15 protein-coding genes and 4 pseudogenes are annotated in these 17181 nt (G+C 38.9%); all 19 read left to right on the top strand.

Annotated features, from left to right (window positions below; genetic code table 11):
* Nucleotides 1-76: 76 nt before the first annotated feature.
* Nucleotides 77-613: an N-acetylmuramoyl-L-alanine amidase gene (locus tag CLIN57ABFB40_RS13365; protein WP_175630562.1), complete on the top strand. Its 537-nt coding sequence runs from the start codon at nucleotides 77-79 to the stop codon at nucleotides 611-613.
* On the top strand, nucleotides 604-705 hold the full coding sequence (locus CLIN57ABFB40_RS13370) for a smalltalk protein (protein WP_410489606.1): 102 nt from the start codon (nucleotides 604-606) through the stop codon (nucleotides 703-705). The genes CLIN57ABFB40_RS13365 and CLIN57ABFB40_RS13370 overlap by 10 nt, the downstream gene beginning before the upstream one ends.
* Before the next feature lie 122 nt (nucleotides 706-827).
* Nucleotides 828-3974 carry a hypothetical protein gene (locus CLIN57ABFB40_RS13375; RefSeq protein ID WP_175630563.1) on the top strand — a complete coding sequence of 1049 codons (3147 nt, stop codon included), beginning with the start codon at nucleotides 828-830 and terminating at the stop codon, nucleotides 3972-3974.
* A gap of 33 nt (nucleotides 3975-4007) precedes the next feature.
* Nucleotides 4008-7925: an RHS repeat-associated core domain-containing protein gene (locus tag CLIN57ABFB40_RS13380; protein WP_175630564.1), complete on the top strand. Its 3918-nt coding sequence runs from the start codon at nucleotides 4008-4010 to the stop codon at nucleotides 7923-7925.
* Nucleotides 7926-7934: 9 nt separating this feature from the next.
* Nucleotides 7935-8210, top strand: coding sequence for a hypothetical protein (locus tag CLIN57ABFB40_RS13385; protein ID WP_175630565.1), 276 nt, complete (start codon nucleotides 7935-7937; stop codon nucleotides 8208-8210).
* Nucleotides 8211-8649: 439 nt separating this feature from the next.
* A pseudogene (locus CLIN57ABFB40_RS13390) lies at nucleotides 8650-8841 on the top strand (methyltransferase); the annotation flags it as partial.
* 79 nt (nucleotides 8842-8920) lie between these two features.
* Complete coding sequence (locus CLIN57ABFB40_RS13395; protein WP_175630566.1) at nucleotides 8921-9181, top strand: hypothetical protein; 261 nt, start codon at nucleotides 8921-8923, stop codon at nucleotides 9179-9181.
* A 408-nt stretch (nucleotides 9182-9589) separates the two neighbouring features.
* Nucleotides 9590-9850 carry a hypothetical protein gene (locus CLIN57ABFB40_RS13400; RefSeq protein WP_217703302.1) on the top strand — a complete coding sequence of 87 codons (261 nt, stop codon included), beginning with the start codon at nucleotides 9590-9592 and terminating at the stop codon, nucleotides 9848-9850.
* Between the two features lie 112 nt (nucleotides 9851-9962).
* A pseudogene (locus tag CLIN57ABFB40_RS20320) lies at nucleotides 9963-10565 on the top strand (RHS repeat domain-containing protein); the annotation flags it as partial.
* A gap of 747 nt (nucleotides 10566-11312) precedes the next feature.
* On the top strand, nucleotides 11313-11822 hold the full coding sequence (locus CLIN57ABFB40_RS13410) for an RDD family protein (protein WP_175630567.1): 510 nt from the start codon (nucleotides 11313-11315) through the stop codon (nucleotides 11820-11822).
* A gap of 86 nt (nucleotides 11823-11908) precedes the next feature.
* Nucleotides 11909-12235 (top strand): annotated as a pseudogene (locus CLIN57ABFB40_RS20325) (RHS repeat-associated core domain-containing protein); the annotation flags it as partial.
* A gap of 643 nt (nucleotides 12236-12878) precedes the next feature.
* Nucleotides 12879-13199, top strand: a complete 321-nt coding sequence (locus tag CLIN57ABFB40_RS13420) for a DUF1493 family protein (protein WP_254871779.1) — start codon at nucleotides 12879-12881, stop codon at nucleotides 13197-13199.
* A 121-nt stretch (nucleotides 13200-13320) separates the two neighbouring features.
* Nucleotides 13321-13899: pseudogene (locus tag CLIN57ABFB40_RS20330) on the top strand (RHS repeat domain-containing protein); the annotation flags it as partial.
* 568 nt (nucleotides 13900-14467) lie between these two features.
* Complete coding sequence (locus CLIN57ABFB40_RS13430; protein WP_175630569.1) at nucleotides 14468-14800, top strand: DUF1493 family protein; 333 nt, start codon at nucleotides 14468-14470, stop codon at nucleotides 14798-14800.
* 199 nt (nucleotides 14801-14999) lie between these two features.
* Complete coding sequence (locus tag CLIN57ABFB40_RS20335) at nucleotides 15000-15197, top strand: hypothetical protein (RefSeq protein ID WP_254871780.1); 198 nt, start codon at nucleotides 15000-15002, stop codon at nucleotides 15195-15197.
* A 55-nt stretch (nucleotides 15198-15252) separates the two neighbouring features.
* A complete protein-coding gene (locus CLIN57ABFB40_RS20340) occupies nucleotides 15253-15783 on the top strand; it encodes a hypothetical protein (RefSeq protein WP_254871781.1) in 531 nt (176 codons plus the stop codon).
* Nucleotides 15783-15977 (top strand): hypothetical protein, encoded by a 195-nt coding sequence (locus CLIN57ABFB40_RS13440; protein WP_175630570.1) that lies wholly within the window; start codon nucleotides 15783-15785, stop codon nucleotides 15975-15977. The genes CLIN57ABFB40_RS20340 and CLIN57ABFB40_RS13440 overlap by 1 nt, the downstream gene beginning before the upstream one ends.
* Before the next feature lie 81 nt (nucleotides 15978-16058).
* Nucleotides 16059-16337 (top strand): hypothetical protein, encoded by a 279-nt coding sequence (locus tag CLIN57ABFB40_RS13445; RefSeq protein ID WP_254871782.1) that lies wholly within the window; start codon nucleotides 16059-16061, stop codon nucleotides 16335-16337.
* A gap of 261 nt (nucleotides 16338-16598) precedes the next feature.
* Entirely contained in the window at nucleotides 16599-17108 is a 510-nt protein-coding gene (locus tag CLIN57ABFB40_RS13450) for an HU family DNA-binding protein (protein WP_175630571.1), read from the top strand.
* Nucleotides 17109-17181 lie beyond the last annotated feature (73 nt).

A 17181-nucleotide genomic window follows, 5' to 3' on the forward strand; every position in this document is an offset into this window, starting at 1 on the left:
ACTTCGTAGGCTTAACTGAACATTTGGCTTATAACTGAACATTTGACTTTAACTAAATTAGAAATCATCCACTAACATGCGAATTATCAACTTAATCGTGGTGCATTGCAGCGCCACGCGGGGGGATTCTACACTCTCACCGGAAGCTTTGGACTTGATGCACCGGCGTCGCGGGTTCAACGGAACAGGCTATCACTATTACATCCGGAAGGATGGAACATTGCACCTCACCCGTCCCCTCGAACGCATTGGAGCCCACGTGAAAGGCTTCAACGCTCACTCGATAGGTATCTGCTATGAAGGCGGTCTGGACTGCCGGGGACGCCCGGCAGATACCCGGACTCCGGCACAGCGCTCCACGCTCCGGCTGCTCGTCGGGCAATTGCAAGAGAGATTCCCCGGTTGCCGGGTGTGCGGACACCGCGACCTCTCGCCGGACTTGAACGGAAACGGTGAGATAGAACCGGAAGAGTGGATTAAACAGTGCCCGTGCTTCGATGTGGCGAAGGAATTCAAGGATTCCGGAGAATCCACGGCACAGGCGGAGGACACGGAAGAACACAGAGTAACACAACACATTAAAGAACAGAAAGGAGGTAAATTATGGCAATGAAGAAATCCGTATGGGATATGATCCTGAAAATGGTTATCGCAGTGGCTTCGGCTTTGGCTGGCGTTTTGGGCGCTAATGCGATGAATCTGTAAGTTTTTATAAGAACGCAGGTTATAACAGATTTGTGTGGATACATATTCTTTATTAATCTGCGTTCTATAGTTTTTTTATTCACAACACGTTGATAATCTATAATATACATATTCAATTAATTATGAAACGAGTTTTTTATATATATTCTATTTTGATAGGTGGGCTTTTGACTATTCAATCTTTTGCACTTTGTGCGCAAGAGTCGATTGCAAGCGCAGAACCTTCCGTTTTACCTAAAGAACAGACTGTGTATTCTCCGCAAGTGGCTGAGATGATTAGGTATGATCGCACTTCAATGCAATTAAATACTGGATGCGTTGATTTGAACATTCCGCTTACCGAATGGAATGATCCGGACTTTGACTTTCCAGTCTCTATCTTTTATGATTCTTCGGGATTCCGCCCAAGGGATACAGACAATTATGTGGGGCGAAACTGGATGCTTGGTATCGGAGGAGTGGTTTATAGAAAGGTGAACGGCATCCCTGACGACATGCTGCATTTTCCGGAACCTGTTGGTAAAGAAAAGCGGATTGATGGTTTTCTTAATGTTTTAGGGAAGCGCTATTTTGATCTTGACCAGATGGAAAAAACTTTTCTGGATAACCCTTATCAATATACCCGTCCCCGAGATATATATTCTAATGAACCGACATTGGTCTTGGATGGTAAAGATACTAACATCGAATCTTCGGCAGATGTCTTTTACTTTTCTTTTGGTAAACATAGTGGCAAGTTTGTAATTAATTACGACGGAACTGTCAGTGCTTGCGGCAACGATGGTGGCAAATATGAGGTAGACTTGCGCGATATGCAGATGATTCGCGTGAAAGAAAATAAATTGGATACCCGGATACATATAAAGACGGACGACGGGTATGTGTACACCTTTGGCGGAGAGGGATATGGATCACTCGAATATAATATCAGTTGGGAAGATCATTTCTCTGCGCAACCTGCTGAAGCTTTCAGCCTGCCTCATGTGATTACCGCTTTTCATCTGACGAGGATTACTGCACCGAACGGTCGTACTTTGGTTATAAAATACCGGGATACAAATCCTGAATATCATGCAGAATCATCCGACTTGCGTGCTCTTACCGCACAAGGCAGTGAGGTAGATGAAAATATACGTATGCAGTATGCTTTCTCCGGGCGTTCCGTTTTTCAGGAATACTCTATGTTGCCGACAGATATACATAAGAGCGGGGTTTTTAAGGCAACGAGAGAGTTGTATACATTGACAAAAACAGCTTTGGTGGATTGCGTTACTACCGGACGGATGCAACTGTATTTTCATTATTCGCCTCGTTCTGGCAGTCCTTATTATGACGACCAGCATAAAGGGAGTTTTCCATCTACTTGTGGAGCAAAACTGGATGAGATAGAAGTCTATGATCATGATGTACACAAAACGGTATCCTTTGATTACACTTACCAGGCGGGTGGAAGAATGTTTCTTGAGCGGGTGAATACGGATAATGGCATTTATTCTTTTAAATATAATAAATCGGGCGTATCGCGTATACCTACTCCTATGACCTCTAACATTGATCATTGGGGATTCTGGCGAGGAACAAAAGAAAATACGGGTATTGTTCCTGCTCTTGAAATGGTAGATGCCGGCTACAGTTCTAATTATCAGGATTACCTGATTGCCAGTGATGACCGTGACGCTACAGGGGAATGCCCTGACTATACGCTTCTAAGCCATGTGTATTACCCGACCGGTGGATTTACTTTTTACGAATATGAGGCTAACCGTTATTCGCATACCCCCCGTCCTGATGCTGGAAGTTCATATTATCCCGGTGGGGTGATGCCTATGGGAGGCGTCCGTTTTGCAGGCGGTGCCCGTGTCCGGGCCATAACGCATTATACCAGTGCGGATACACCGGTGAAGAAAAGCATTTTCACTTACGGTTCGGATACCCAACAAGGAGAATTGACCTACATGCCCTATTACAAATATACACGTACACTTACTACAGCTCCTTATGAATTTGTTGTTGATGGCATCTGCGTAGACAGTGAGGGTATTACGGACATGCCCTATCCTTCAGTGCATATCCGCTATCCGAAGGTGACAGAACATTTTGTATCCCCTTTTGCTCAAACCCTGCAAAAATCGTATTCACGAAAAGTCACTTTTTTTGCCGAACACATCAGGCGTGACTTCGGTTATTATATGAGAGATTATTCTTATCCTTCTTACCCGGGAAGTCCCCGGTTCGTAAATCCGGAAGAGTATTTCCCTACATATACTCTTCAAATTTATAACCGTAATCTTTTGGCCCATCCTAGTTTGGATGTTTCCCGTCAATATGGTAAGGTTGAACGTGAATTCTATTATGACGAGCATGATGTATTGGTAAAAGAGTGTCAATATTATTATAGCTTTCATAATGAGGATAAATATGCGTTACGTACGTATATGCCGTTTTCTCACTTTGGAATGCGTACGGGGCTTTATAGCCATCTGCTCAAGGAACCTCTTTTTGAGTATCTACTGGATAGAAAGATAACGACTGACTATTCTCCTTCCCATTCGCAATCTTATTTGATGAATGTAGAGCTTTACAAATATGATAGGGATGGTTTACTATCCGAGAAAAAGATGATTAAAAACAATGGCGATTCGTTGTTGACCCGGTATGCTCGTCGTAGATTTGATAATCTGTATGGTTTCCAGTTGTTGCCGGTTAGTGAAATTCATTCGTTGTGTACAAAGAACGGAGAAACAGTGCTGCGCAGGGATTCTATGACTTACGAAATCTGTATCAGCGTGATCTCAGATTATTATTTCCGTACTCCTTCGGAACGATATTCGTATGATACTTTCGGACAACTTATCTCGAAGAATAGCTATACAGCGTATGACAGCTATGGCAATCTGCTTTCCGAAACTAAAAATGATGGCAGGCACACAGTGTATATATGGGGGCATACAGGGCGGTATTTATTGGGTTGTATCGAGAATGCTACCTGTGAAGAAGTGGAAACGGCGTTGGGATGTACGCTTGATGAGTACTCCAAGTATTCGGAGGACTCTTCGCAACTGGATGGCCTCCGTTTGCTTCTTCCTCAAGCAAACGTATATACATATGCTTATGCAGGTTCGAGAATCGTCCGTTCCACCGCTCCAAACGGACAAAGTACCTTTTATACCTATGACGGGAAGGAACGTCTGAAGGAAATCTATCGCATCGGTGAGACTGGATGTAAGGAGATTCTGCAACACACCGATTACCATATTGTGAATGAGTAAACTAATGTTTCAAAATAAACACATGATTAAAATATGAAAAACTATAAATGCTTTTTTATTTATTTGTTGTTGACTTTTCTTAGCTGCATGACAACGTATGCTGTGGAAGAAGAGAAGACAGGACGATCTTTTATGGATGCTATCCCGGTCCATTTTTCAAATGGCGGGAATGCATTTACGGATGTACGCGACAGCTACTCGTATGAGTATTGTCCATATGGTTTCCCTTGGGATGGAGAAATCTGCTATACGTACGGCAATGCCGTTTATTATCGTTTGGAGCTTGAGTATATGTCTGATATTGTGATTCATAATTGGGAGTCACCGGAAGTGAATTGTTCTACCGTGTTTCTAGTGTCTCCCATTGATCCTTTTGCGGAACCACATGATGGCTATAGTTGTGATTCCGTATATGACGTGGCTTCGTTTATGGGTGGCGAGGTTCCCGATTTTGATTCGTTGAACGCTCCTCCCGGCACCAGTCGTGTTCTTGGCTATCTTCGTGCGGAGCGTGTACCTCGAGGCATATATTATATCATAGTCGCTGGTAGTAAATATGTGAACGGTTCTATTCCTAACGGTATGCTGCGTACTACTGTTGCTATCAGCCAGTGTCCTTTTATTCCTGATGAAACGGATTACTCCTTTCGATATAATTCTGTTCATACTTTGATTCCTGCTGTTGCCGGCGATACGGTTTCCATGTTCTCGACTATCGGTAGCAGTCACCGGGAAATGCAGTATTATGATGGTTTGGGACGTCCCGTCCAGCATCTTTCCTTTCGTTCCTCTACAGAGGGGAGAAATCTGGTAAGCCGTCAGGAATATGACATACTGGGTCGGGCCTGGAAACAGTGGCTTCCTTTACCTTATGTGGGCAAGGATGACCTGTTGACGTTCGTTCCCGACATAAATTTAGAACACGAATCCGGGATTTTCTATGAAGATAGTCGCGCGTTCGCCTATCAGGTCTACGACGGTTCTCCACTCAATAGGGTAAAAGAATATTATGGTGCCGGCAAATCGTGGCATACGGATGGACGTTCGGTGAAAAATGGTTATCGGATTAATACAGATACGGACTGTTGTTTTAATTTCTATGTTTCGGGAACTCGTGAAGCGCCGGTACTTTCATTTGCCCGGTTTTATCCTGCCAATAACCTTTCTATAAAAGAAACTTTAGATGAGGACGGATGTTACAACTGTAGCTTTACGGATGAGCAGGGACACATTATTTTGGAACGAAGTATAGCCGAAACGGATACGTTGGATACATATTATGTGTATGATGACTATGATAACTTGTGTTTTGTACTCCCACCGATGGCATCGCAGTATTTACCGTCTTTGTTTCAAGCCGATGAGACGATTCAGGATGTTTTGAAACAATACGCATATCAATATCGTTATGACTATCGTAACCGTTGTATCGGAAAGAAACTACCGGGGTGCGACTGGGTGGAAATGATTTACGATGCGGGTGATCGGCTTGTGTTTTCTCAAGATGGCCGGCAAAGAAAATGCGGCGAATGGAGCTTCGTTCTTTCCGATTTATCAGGACGTTCCGTTCTGGCGGGGATTTATTATGGGATGCCGAATGTGCAGGAATGTGCTTTATTGAACGTATATGTTACTTTTGAGCCGACGGACCCTTCTGCCATACATGGATATGTTATTCATGCACCGGAAACAGTTCACTTGGATAGCCTGAAAGTGTTACAAGCTAATTATTATGATACATATGATTATCGGAATAACCTGTCAGGCTTCGTTTCTGCGTTGGATTACACGGCTGATGAAGATTACGGCACGCGTTATGCAGATAAGGACGGAGCTCCATCACATTGCAAGGGGCTGTTGACCGGAAATATGACGTGTATGCTGGGAGATGACCGGGAATTGTATAGTTGTTATTATTACGATTATAACCGCAATTTGGTACAGGAACGTCGTACGACGCTGAATGGTGAGATAACAGTGTCCCGATATTCGTTTAACTTCAGTGGGCAGCCCGTTCGGAGTGCAGAGAATTGTGGTGGTGTTGAATTGAAGAAAGATTACGCTTATGATCTGGCAGGCCGCCTTATTGAGGAAGCGCATATCTCAAAGAACGACACAACACGTTTTATATACAGTTATGATGCATTGGGACGTGTGAAAAGTCTACTTCGTGTGCATGGTACGGATTCTTTGGCAACAGAGAATGATTATAATATTCGCAACTGGCTTACGGCTATCCGCAATCCTCATTTTTCACAGACGTTGTATTATACGGACGGAACCGGTACGCCTTGTTATAACGGTAATATCAGCAGTATGACATGGTCGACAGGGAGTGACTCCCGGCTTTGTGGTTATAAGTTCATGTATGACGGTCTGAATCGTATGACAGATGCTTTGTATGGTGAAGGGAATAATCTTACTATAAATTCTGACCGATTCAATGAGCATATTATGGAATATGACAAGATGGGGAATATTTTAGGGTTGAAACGTTCGGGGCAGACTTCTCTTGATAAATACGGGCTGATTGACAATCTTTCCTTGGTTTATGATGGTAACCAATTGAAGAGTGTAACGGATAATGCGGTTAATTCCGTCTATGGAAACGGTTTTGATTTCAAAGACAGTGCAAATAAGGAAACTGAATACGAATATGATGCTAATGGAAATTTAATAAAAGATTTAAATAAAAAGATAACCGATATTCAATATAATATTCTAAATTTGCCATGTCGGATACAGTTTGAAGATGGTAATAGCATTTCATATCTTTATGATGCCAACGGAGTGAAACTTCGTACAACGCACATAACCGGAAGTGATACTACTATTACAGATTATTGCGGCAATGTGGTCTATGAAAATGGAGTTCCGGAGAAATTGCTGACCGGATATGGTTATGTTTCGCTGAATAATAATAAGTATCATTACTTTATCCAAGACCATCAAGGAAACAACCGTGTGGTTGTAGACGAAGATGGAACGGTAGAGGAAAGAAACGATTATTATCCTTTCGGTGGGTTGATGGCTTCATCTTCCGATTCTGTTCAGCCTTATAAGTATAACGGCAAGGAACTTGACCGAAAAGGCGGACTGGATTGGTATGATTATGGGGCGAGGCAGTATGATGCAGTACTGGGACGTTGGCATGCAATGGATCCGATGGCAGAGAAATATTATGATTGGTCACCGTATGTTTACTGTGCGAATAATCCTATTAATATTATGGACCCTAATGGTTGTGATTGGTATCAGAGTACCAATAATGAGGATGAGTACATTTGGCGTGAAGGACATAAAGATATTGATGGATATACTCGGCTTGGTTCTTCTATGTCATTTCGGATTGGAGAAGATTCTTATCTGAATTTTTATCAGAATGCGGGAATCAAAGCCAATAAAGCTACTAATGCTTTTGAATTGATAGCTTCAAGTGGAAAATTGCAAAATCAGCTTTTAGGTAAAAATAGTCCTTTGTCAGAAGAATCGAAATCGGAATTATTTAATGGATTGAATAGTCGCGCTGTAGATGATATTGCTCGTCCGATAGGAGAGACGATGGTTGAATATGGCGCAGGTGCTTTAATTGGAGGTATACTTGGAAAAACTGTCGGATACATAGGAAAAAAGATGCTTGCAAAAGCTGCAGTTGAAAGTGGAATGCGTGTAGGACAAAATTTTGGTAAATTAGGCACAATTGTCGAAAATCCAGGAATAGGTTTAACAAGCTTTTCTAAACATGGATTGAATCAAGCAATTACAAGAGGGGTAAATCCATCTACGATTTCAAATACAGTTAAGAATCCCGTTGTGGTTTTACAACAAAGTAGAGGAAATTTTTTGTTCTTAACAAGGGAGGCTGTTGTCGTTATGAATAATGCAGGAAGAATTGTTTCGACATACCCAGCTTCGATGTTTGATAATAGTATATTGAATGTATTAAAATAGATTTTAAATATGATAAAAAATGAAGTAATAACAGAGATTCGCACTATTTTAATTAAAGATTGGGATCCTTTAGGCATAGGTGCAAATCTCAATTTAGGTGATGAGTATGACGGATATATTGGTTCTATAATTCATATTCTCATGTACTCGCCTTCTATTGAATCAATAATTTTACTATTAAAAAAAATTGAAAATGAAGATATGGGGATTGAAAATACAAATACTAAATATTTATATCCTATCGCAACTAAATTAATGAAAATAGGAGAGGAATTCCATATTTAAAAGTAATTTTGATATTTTTCTAAAATTCGCAACTATTAGAAAAATGGTAGTGGATTCTCTAATAAACGATTTTGTCTTACCCTGATATAAGTTGACTGAGAAAATAGTCCATTTGTATCAGGGTATTTTATATTTTCTCTATTATGATACCAAGGGAACAAAGTGCCGAACAACGTACATAATAGCAGAAAGGTCAAGCGGATACAAGATATACAGGTGGCATTAGTGGGACGAATTCTATATAATTTTTTTTCAACAAGATATTTTGTTCCGATATAAGCTGTCAAAACTACTCTTATCTTGTATCAGAGACAATTTTCTATTAAAAGTCCTTAACAAAACCCCAATCCATCACTTTTTTATTTTTTTCTTTGCACCAAATTCGGGTATAGTGTTGTCTTGTCATTCGAGGCAGCACTAAATTTTGCTTAGATAGTTAATGGAGAAACTCAGTATAAATGCTTGTCCGGTGTGTGGCAGTACGCACTTGAAACGCATCATGACTTGCACGGATTTTTATGCTTCAGGCGAACAGTTTGAACTGTATTCGTGTGAGGACTGTGGATTTACATTCACACAAGGAGTCTCCGTGGAAGCAGAGATAGGCAAGTATTATGAGACTCCGGACTACAGTGTTTTGGGAAAGATAGAGTATCCAATTTTGCAGAAAAAAGGAGTTGATATTATTTGTCATGTAATACCATAAAATTATGATTACGAAAGAACATCTTGAAATTTACAAGAAATATCATGGTAATGAGGATGCGTTAGCTCATGTAGCAACATTGACAGAGAAAGAATTCATGGATTATAAACATTGGTCTTTGATTGATGGATTCATGCAAGATTTGTTTCTTATAAAAAACAAGAAAGTTTCAATCTCTTTTATTGAAGATGTAAATAAAAGATTAAAAGAGTGTTGTGATACGGAAAATACAGCGCAAATTTTAAAAGAAATGATTCTGTTTTAATTTTGCTTTACACGTGATTTTCGTATTTATGTCCTGATGTAGGCTATAGCTAACCCTTATCCTATATCAGGGCTTTTTTTTGATTCTTCTCTAAGTTTGATTAGAAAAGAATGGCGGTCCGTTGTATAATAAAATAAATTTAATATCTCTCAGATATTGGGAACAATATGGTATAAAATGAAAAGAGTACGCACAAAAATTGGTGATGTGTTTTCTGTGAAGTTTTCAGAAAACGAGAAGAAGCACTTTCAATTGATAGCTTTTGATTTAACATAGTTGAATAGTGATGTAATCAGAGCGTTCAAGAAGGTATATGGAATCGAAGAACAACCCTATGGTTGAAATAGTCAATGGAGAAGTTGAGTTTTACGCCCATTGTGTAACAAAGTCGGGAGTGAAACTTTCCCTATGGAAAAGGTCGGGAGTATTTCGGAAGTAGGAGATATTAAATATATTATTTTTAGAGACATAGATGAATCAGATCACAAAGAAGGCAATCCTTTTCTTGAGGTCTCTCATAAATGGTATGTGTGGCATATCGGAGACGATGACTTTAAAGATATAGGAGAGCGAGGTAAGAATCGAGAAGCGGAGATTGGAATGGCATATAGTGTAGTTCATCGAATAAAGACAGGCAAATACAACTTCTATTATCCTGGTTTTGAATAATTATTCTCCTTAGATCTGTTTTTTTGAATATAAATGACTACTCTAATATAAAGCTTTTGGCTGATATATTAGAGTAGTTTTTTATTTTTAAGGCAAACAGTGCTCGCTGGTGGAGTATGTTTACGACGCCAACGGTAATTTAATTAAGGATTTAAACAAGAAAATCATTGATATTCAATATAATTTTTTAAATTTGCCGTGTCGGGTAGAGTTTGAGAACGGAAACTCTGTCTCTTATCTCTATGATGCGAAAGGCACGAAGCTTCGCACTACGCACGTGATAGGAGACACTACCACGGTGACAGACTATTGTGGCAATGTGGTCTATGAAAATGGTGTTCCTAAATTGTTGTTGACTGAAGCGGGCTATGTTTCTTTGTATGATAATAAATATCATTTCTATCTTCAAGACCATCAAGGAAACAACCGTGTGGTTGTAGACGAAGATGGAACGGTAGAGGAAAGAAACGATTATTATCCTTTCGGTGGGTTGATGGCTTCATCTTCCGATTCTGTTCAGCCTTATAAGTATAACGGAAAGGAACTGGATAGGAAAGGTGGTTTGAATTGGTATGATTATGGGGCGAGACATTATGATGCTACGTTGGGTAGATGGCACGTGGTGGATCCGTTAAGTGAAAAGTTTTATAGATGGAGTCCGTATACTTATTGTTTGAATAATCCGTTGAAATATATAGATTCAGATGGTCGAGATCCGAAGAAGTTGAGTCATTGGATACGATTTGGAAAAGAAACAGCTAAGGCTATTAGTGCTGTAGCAAGTGTAGGACTTCAGGTAGCTGGTGAGGTGGAGTTGAGCGGCAAGAAGGTTGGAGGTGATATGAACCTTATTTCACAAGATGTTGTGGGTTTCAAAGATGGTGTTTTTTTCCATCCATGTGGTAATTTTGATAAAGCGGAAACAAAGCAAGGAGTAGAACTTGGAGTTGGTTTAGTAGGTGTTTCAGTGCAGAAAAAGATAAAAGAGGAGTCTGGCGATCAAGTGTTGGAAGAACAACAAAGTATTTCTTTGGGACTTTTTGAACACACCAATACAGAAACTACTCCTATTGATCAGAATTATCGTAAGGTAGGTAAAACACAAAAAACATCAGCAACAAAAACTGTAGATTTGAGTGTAAAAGCAAAGGGTATAATTGGGATTGAATTTAGTATCGATCTGAACCAATTATGGGATGCATTAGGTAATTTATTATTAGACAAGTAATTAAAATAAATCATTAACATGTTTAACAGATTTGTACCTCTTTTTATTGTCATTGGAATTTTTCTTATTATTTACGCATTTGCGTTAATGTTTATTGGAGATTGGGAAAATGGTATTGGATGTTTTTTCTCTGGGATCGCCGGTTTGATATTATGTAGAATAGTGCTCAAAATAAGAAAATGGTGGAGAGATTGATAATGTCAAATATGTGTATTATATAAAAAGTCAGTTGTTATGAATATAATGAATAAAAGGATTGAAGCTTTCGTTATAGATATTATTGTTTTATTTATAATGAGTTTTTCTGTTTTTCTAATAAGTGTTTGGTTTAATAATAGTATGCTTTGGATGAGTTTTGCTTTAGCTCTAATCTATAGCTTTCTGTTTTGTAAAGACGTGAATGGTGGAAGAAGTATTGGAAAACAAAGGACAGGATTGTGTATTCTTTCAGAGAAGAGTGACTCAGTTCCTTCCAATATAAGATTGATATTACGAAATATGTTCTATATTTTGTGGCCTATAGAAATAATCTTGTTTTTTTGTAACTCTGGAAAAAGGCTTGGTGATTTAGTAATGCAAACTAAAGTTGTTGCGTGCAATAAAGAATCAGATGCAGCCTTTCGACTTACACTTAAATATATCTGTTTTATTTTGGTAATGACTGTTATTTTGTTTGTTTTATTTTATTCTATTGCTAAATTGATATATGAATTTAGTCCGCTAATGCGTCTGTTGTATTCTTGACACCCGTCCTTTCGCATATGTTATGCGGAAGATCGAGTCTGAGGATTATTATCCCGTTAGTCTGCAATATGGCTAACGGGATTTTCCGAGACCATCAAGGAAACAATCGTGTGGTTGTAGACGAAGATGGAACGGTAGAGGAAAGAAACGATTATTATCCTTTCGGTGGGTTGATGGCTTCATCTTCCGATTCTGTTCAGCCTTATAAGTATAACGGCAAGGAGCTGGACAGACATTCTGGACTGGATTGGTATGACTATGGTGCTCGTTGGTATGATGCCGCGTTGGGCAGATGGGGTTCGGTAGACCCGCTGGCGGAGTCTTATAGCGGTTTGAGTCCTTATGATTATTGTGGGAACAATCCATTAAAATACATTGACCCAAATGGTTTATGGATTCAAACGGCTTCCGGTTGGTCGACTAATAATTTAAATGATATAAATAGATTTATTAATATGTTGCAAATTGAAGGTTTTATGCGTGGGTATATAACAACGTCCCAAATAGATATGTTTGTTTATGACGAATATAAAGGGTTAGGTGGACGATTGAGTGATGGAAGCATATTACTATCAGAGGTGACTGCTGTTAGAAATGAGCAAAAAGAATGGGATATTCCTGTATATCAAAAGAATATTCTGATTAATGAAATAGATAGATTTAGTTCTTTTGCTCAAAATGATTATGATAATAATTTATACTCAGCAGGTTATAATGACAATTGGAAACATTTAGTGGGTCCTTCTTTAATTCTTTTGGGACAACCTATCCGTGCATTAAAACCAATAGGAGCTTTAGGGTCAAAACCTGGATCTTCAATAGCATCTTATACATTATCAAAAGCTATACCACAGCGTTTTACAAATGTTTTTGGGAAGAAGATAGGAACAAAAATTGTGAAAAAAGTGGGAACTAATACCATTGGTCGGGCTATAGGACGATTTGTTCCTTATGTTGGCTGGGGGATGACGATTATTGATACTTCATTTAATTTAGGAAAACAATTTGGACCTAGTACTTGGTTTGGAAAAAATGATTATAAATGGTTTGAATAAAATGATGGATGAATATGAAATTTGGGAACAAGTTGTTCGTTTTGCAAAAGAAGAACGATGGGATGGTGAATTTACCTATGCAACAGATTTGGTAAATGACTTAAAACTTAAAGGAGATGATGCTTACGAATTTATTTGTTCATTTAGCGATAGATTTAATGTGAATATTGCGGATTTTAAATTTGAAGAATATTTCTATCCAGAAGGTGATTATGTGCTTCGAGAATTATTAAATATAGTATTATTTCGAAAAATAGAAAATAAGAAGAAAATAACGCTTGGGAATTTAGTAGAAGGTGTAAAAGAAGGGCGATTGATTTAGCTCCTCCTTTAATTTTTTCTCTTCTTTAATGTTTTATTTGCGTTCTTCTTGACAAAGTTGGATAAAAAATGAAGCAATTGAGTCCGTCCGTTACTATTTATCGGGCGGACTATCTCTCTAAAACGGCAACTTGATTAAAGATTTGAATAAAAAGATAGTTGATATTCAATATAATTCGTGAGATTTGCCAAGTCGTATAGAATTTGAAAACGAAGATAGTATTGTTTACTTGTATGATGCAAACGGAACGAAGCTTCGCGCCACACATGTGATAGGAGATGATGCAACTGTTACGGACTATTGCGGCAATGTGGTCTATGAAAATGGAGTACCGGAGAAATTGCTGACCGGATATGGTTATGTTTCGCTGAATAATAATAAGTATCATTACTTTATCCAAGACCATCAAGGAAACAACCGTGTGGTTGTAGACGAAGATGGAACGGTAGAGGAAAGAAACGATTATTATCCTTTCGGTGGGTTGATGGCTTCATCTTCCGATTCTGTTCAGCCTTATAAGTATAACAGCAAGGAACTGGATAGGAAAGGTGGTTTGGATTGGTATGATTATGGTGCGAGGATGTATAACCCATTATTGGGAAGATTTATCGGTCCGGATCCTTTGGCAGAAGCATGGGAACACGTCAATCCATACAATTACTGCTTCAATAATCCTGTCAATCGGATAGATCCAACCGGAATGGCGTCCACATACAACTGGGACAAGGAAAGATATGAGGATGAAAACGGGAATGAAGTTTCGTGGGAGAGCATGCAGCAAGAGTACGGAATAGGAAAGGGTAGCAGAGATAGCAATGGGGATGATAATTCACCTTCTAAACCTCAAGTAGATAGTGTGGTGGAAACTACACCTAAGCTTGATCCTAGCACTTCTAAGGACAATGCAGATGCTTGGGAAAAATTAATAAAACTAAGAGGACCTGTCCTAACTATGTCTACAGAACCTATTATACCTAAAAATTCAAAATTGGCAAAAGCTATATGGTCAAAAAGCCGAAGAGTTTTACAGGCTTCCAATAATACATCTATAGCTTCTTTAATTTTCAGAAAATATTTAGGAAACACTTCTACTGTCAAATGGCTACCCCAAGCAACCTCTTTAGGAGGGCAGTTAGGACGTGTAGCAGGAAAAATCGTAGCTTTTACAATATACGATGGATATAGTATTATCAAAGATTTTATAACCAGTTCATCTGATTCTTTTTTTGAGAATGCTAGAAATAATGTAACAACAATTGGAATGTATAATGAATAATAAAGACTTAATAGATTTTATCCTCAATTATTCTTGGATAAAGAATAGGGAAAAACTTAATACTTCTACCAGATTAGAAGAAGACTTGTATATATATGGTGATGATGCAGAAGAGTTTCTATGTGACTATAGCGATCGATTCTCTGTTGATATTTCGAATTTCAATTTTTCCAAGTATTTCACAAAAGAAGTTTATTTTTATTCTATTTACAAATGGCTTAATAGACATAAAGAAAAAAAGACTTTAACAATAGGAGATTTGGAAAAAGGAATTTCGGCCGGACGTTTAGATGATTATATTTTATCGAAGGAAAAAGCAGAGTAATTACATTAGAAATAGTTATAAAAAAAACTATATTGCCCTGATTAAAGTTGACTAATCACCAATTTATATCAGGGTATGTTTTTTCACCGCAATTTTAGACAAAAAGATTACTGATATTGAGTATAATTGTTTAAATTTACCGGGTCGGATAGAATTTGAGGATGGAAACAGTATCTCTTATCTTTATGATGCCAACGGAGTGAAACTTCGTACAACGCACATGACCGGAAGTGATACTATTATTACAGATTATTGCGGCAATGTGGTCTATGAAAATGGAGTTTTGGTGCGGTTGATGACCTATGTAGGATATATTGTGATGTCGGCGAGCTATCATTACTTTATCGAGGACCATCAGGGGAATGTGCGTGTCGTTGCGGATGAAGGTGTTCTATAATCCTGATGGTACTTATAAAGAAACTACACATAATAACTGGTTTCATAATACCTTTATGGGCCGACAGGAATATATTGATTATGGTGATCGAAAGGTACATCTTTCGGAACCGGAATTCTGGCAATGGCAGAGGACTGGAAGTTATGAAAATGTAAGCCCGGTTACAGATTTTGTTAGTAATTTGGAACTTACCCTGAATGAACCGGCCGCAAATTTTTCCGACGGAGTTGCCAAAAATATGGTATTGTCAGCTTATTCATCTATCAATTCTCCGAAAGTATGGCTGACGGGACGTTCTTGGGCAGGAACTTATGCGACTCCCGATGAAGGAGCCGGCGGATTCATTGATGTGGCCACTCAAAGGTTGCCTGCCGTTCACTTGTTGAAACAATTGCATCCCGGTTCATGGTACCAGTTTAAACATGCCAACCGACATATTCCCATAAAGAGTAAACATGCAGTTTACGATATGGAGATGAAGAGATTTAATGGAAGGATTCGTAATGCGAAAACTTTTGAGAAAATGAATAAAGGTGTAAATAAATTTAAGTATATAGACAATAATATTGAAAAGGAGGATAGATAATGATGATTATAGAAGAAGTTGGTACTTTGATTATGTGGCTGGCGGTTTTTATCGGCTGGTTGATAAAAGGCTGTAAAACCAATCTTTTTAAAGAATGTGCGAAAATAGAAGATTCTACCAAAAGAAATGTGGGAATAATTTTTGTAATATTTCTTGTAGGCCCCGTTTTTTTAGGTGAGTGTCGCGGCGGTTAGTTTTTTCATTTGTTATATCTTTGATATGCAGTTCGTTATGTTTTCTATTGGTTGTATGTTAATGGTTTAATATTAGAAAATATGGAAACAGATAAATTCTCTGTCGTAATGTCGGAAAAGGTTGATATGGAGTTAGTTCGAATAATGACTTCGGAGCGTGCTGATTATCAGCCTGAAGCTGTAATCGCAGCAGCGTCTTCCTTTATCTGCGTGGGTAAAAGCGATAGCCTTTTTTTCCCTTTTCCATTGTTGCTTATTATAGGGTTGGCTCTTATATTGTTTGGTTATCAAACATGTGGTAAAGGGCTTTGTAAGTGGCCACTTCTCGGATGGTTATTTTATCCTTCTTATGTTTTGTGAAATATTCCTTTAGGTTGTGACTTCCGGTATGAATCAACTTTTTGTTTTGATGCATACCGGATTTTTTTGTTTTTAGATTTATAATTATTCTTCCTCTTTCTTATTGTTATTCAATGTGTTACTGGTGGTTAAGAATTTAGTTAAGACACATGTTGAAAAACGCTTGTATATAGAATGTAACCATTGTATCTTTGTAGTGTCGATAAGCTTAAAGACATAACTAAACTAACAGAATTAATTAACACACAAAAAATCACGATTATGCCAGTATTGTATGGTTCATTTCAGTCCGTTCTGAAAGACAAAAACGGAAAACAACTGTTTTATCCCCGTGTGCTTCGCACAGGTAATGTAAGTACTTCACAACTCTCTAAAGAGATAGCGGCTTATTCATCCCTTTCTCCTGGTGACGTGAAGAATACGTTGGACAACCTAGTGACGGTAGTCAGCCAGCATCTCCAGTCATCGGAGAGCGTGACGCTCGACGGTTTCGGCACGTTCCGCCTAGTGATGAAGTCGAATGGCAAAGGCGTCGAGAGTGCCAACGAAGTCTCCGCCTCACAGGCTTCGCTGACAGTCCGCTTTCTTCCCTGCTCCACCCGTCATCTGGATGGCACCATGGCTACCCGTTCGTTGGTGACAGGCGCACGATGCGTACGTTTCGACCGTGCCAATGCTCCGGCTTCGGATGGCGGAAATAGCGGTAACTCCGACGGTGGCGGTTCAGGAGCTGATGGCGGGGAAACACCGGACCCGGATCCGGCAGCATAGACTGCCTGTATATCACAACACGAACACGATTGACTAACTAAACGGAGTTTTTGGGACTTGACTAGTAAACTAA

The sequence above is a fragment of the Bacteroides acidifaciens genome (genome assembly GCF_903181435.1).
GTDB lineage: Bacteria > Bacteroidota > Bacteroidia > Bacteroidales > Bacteroidaceae > Bacteroides.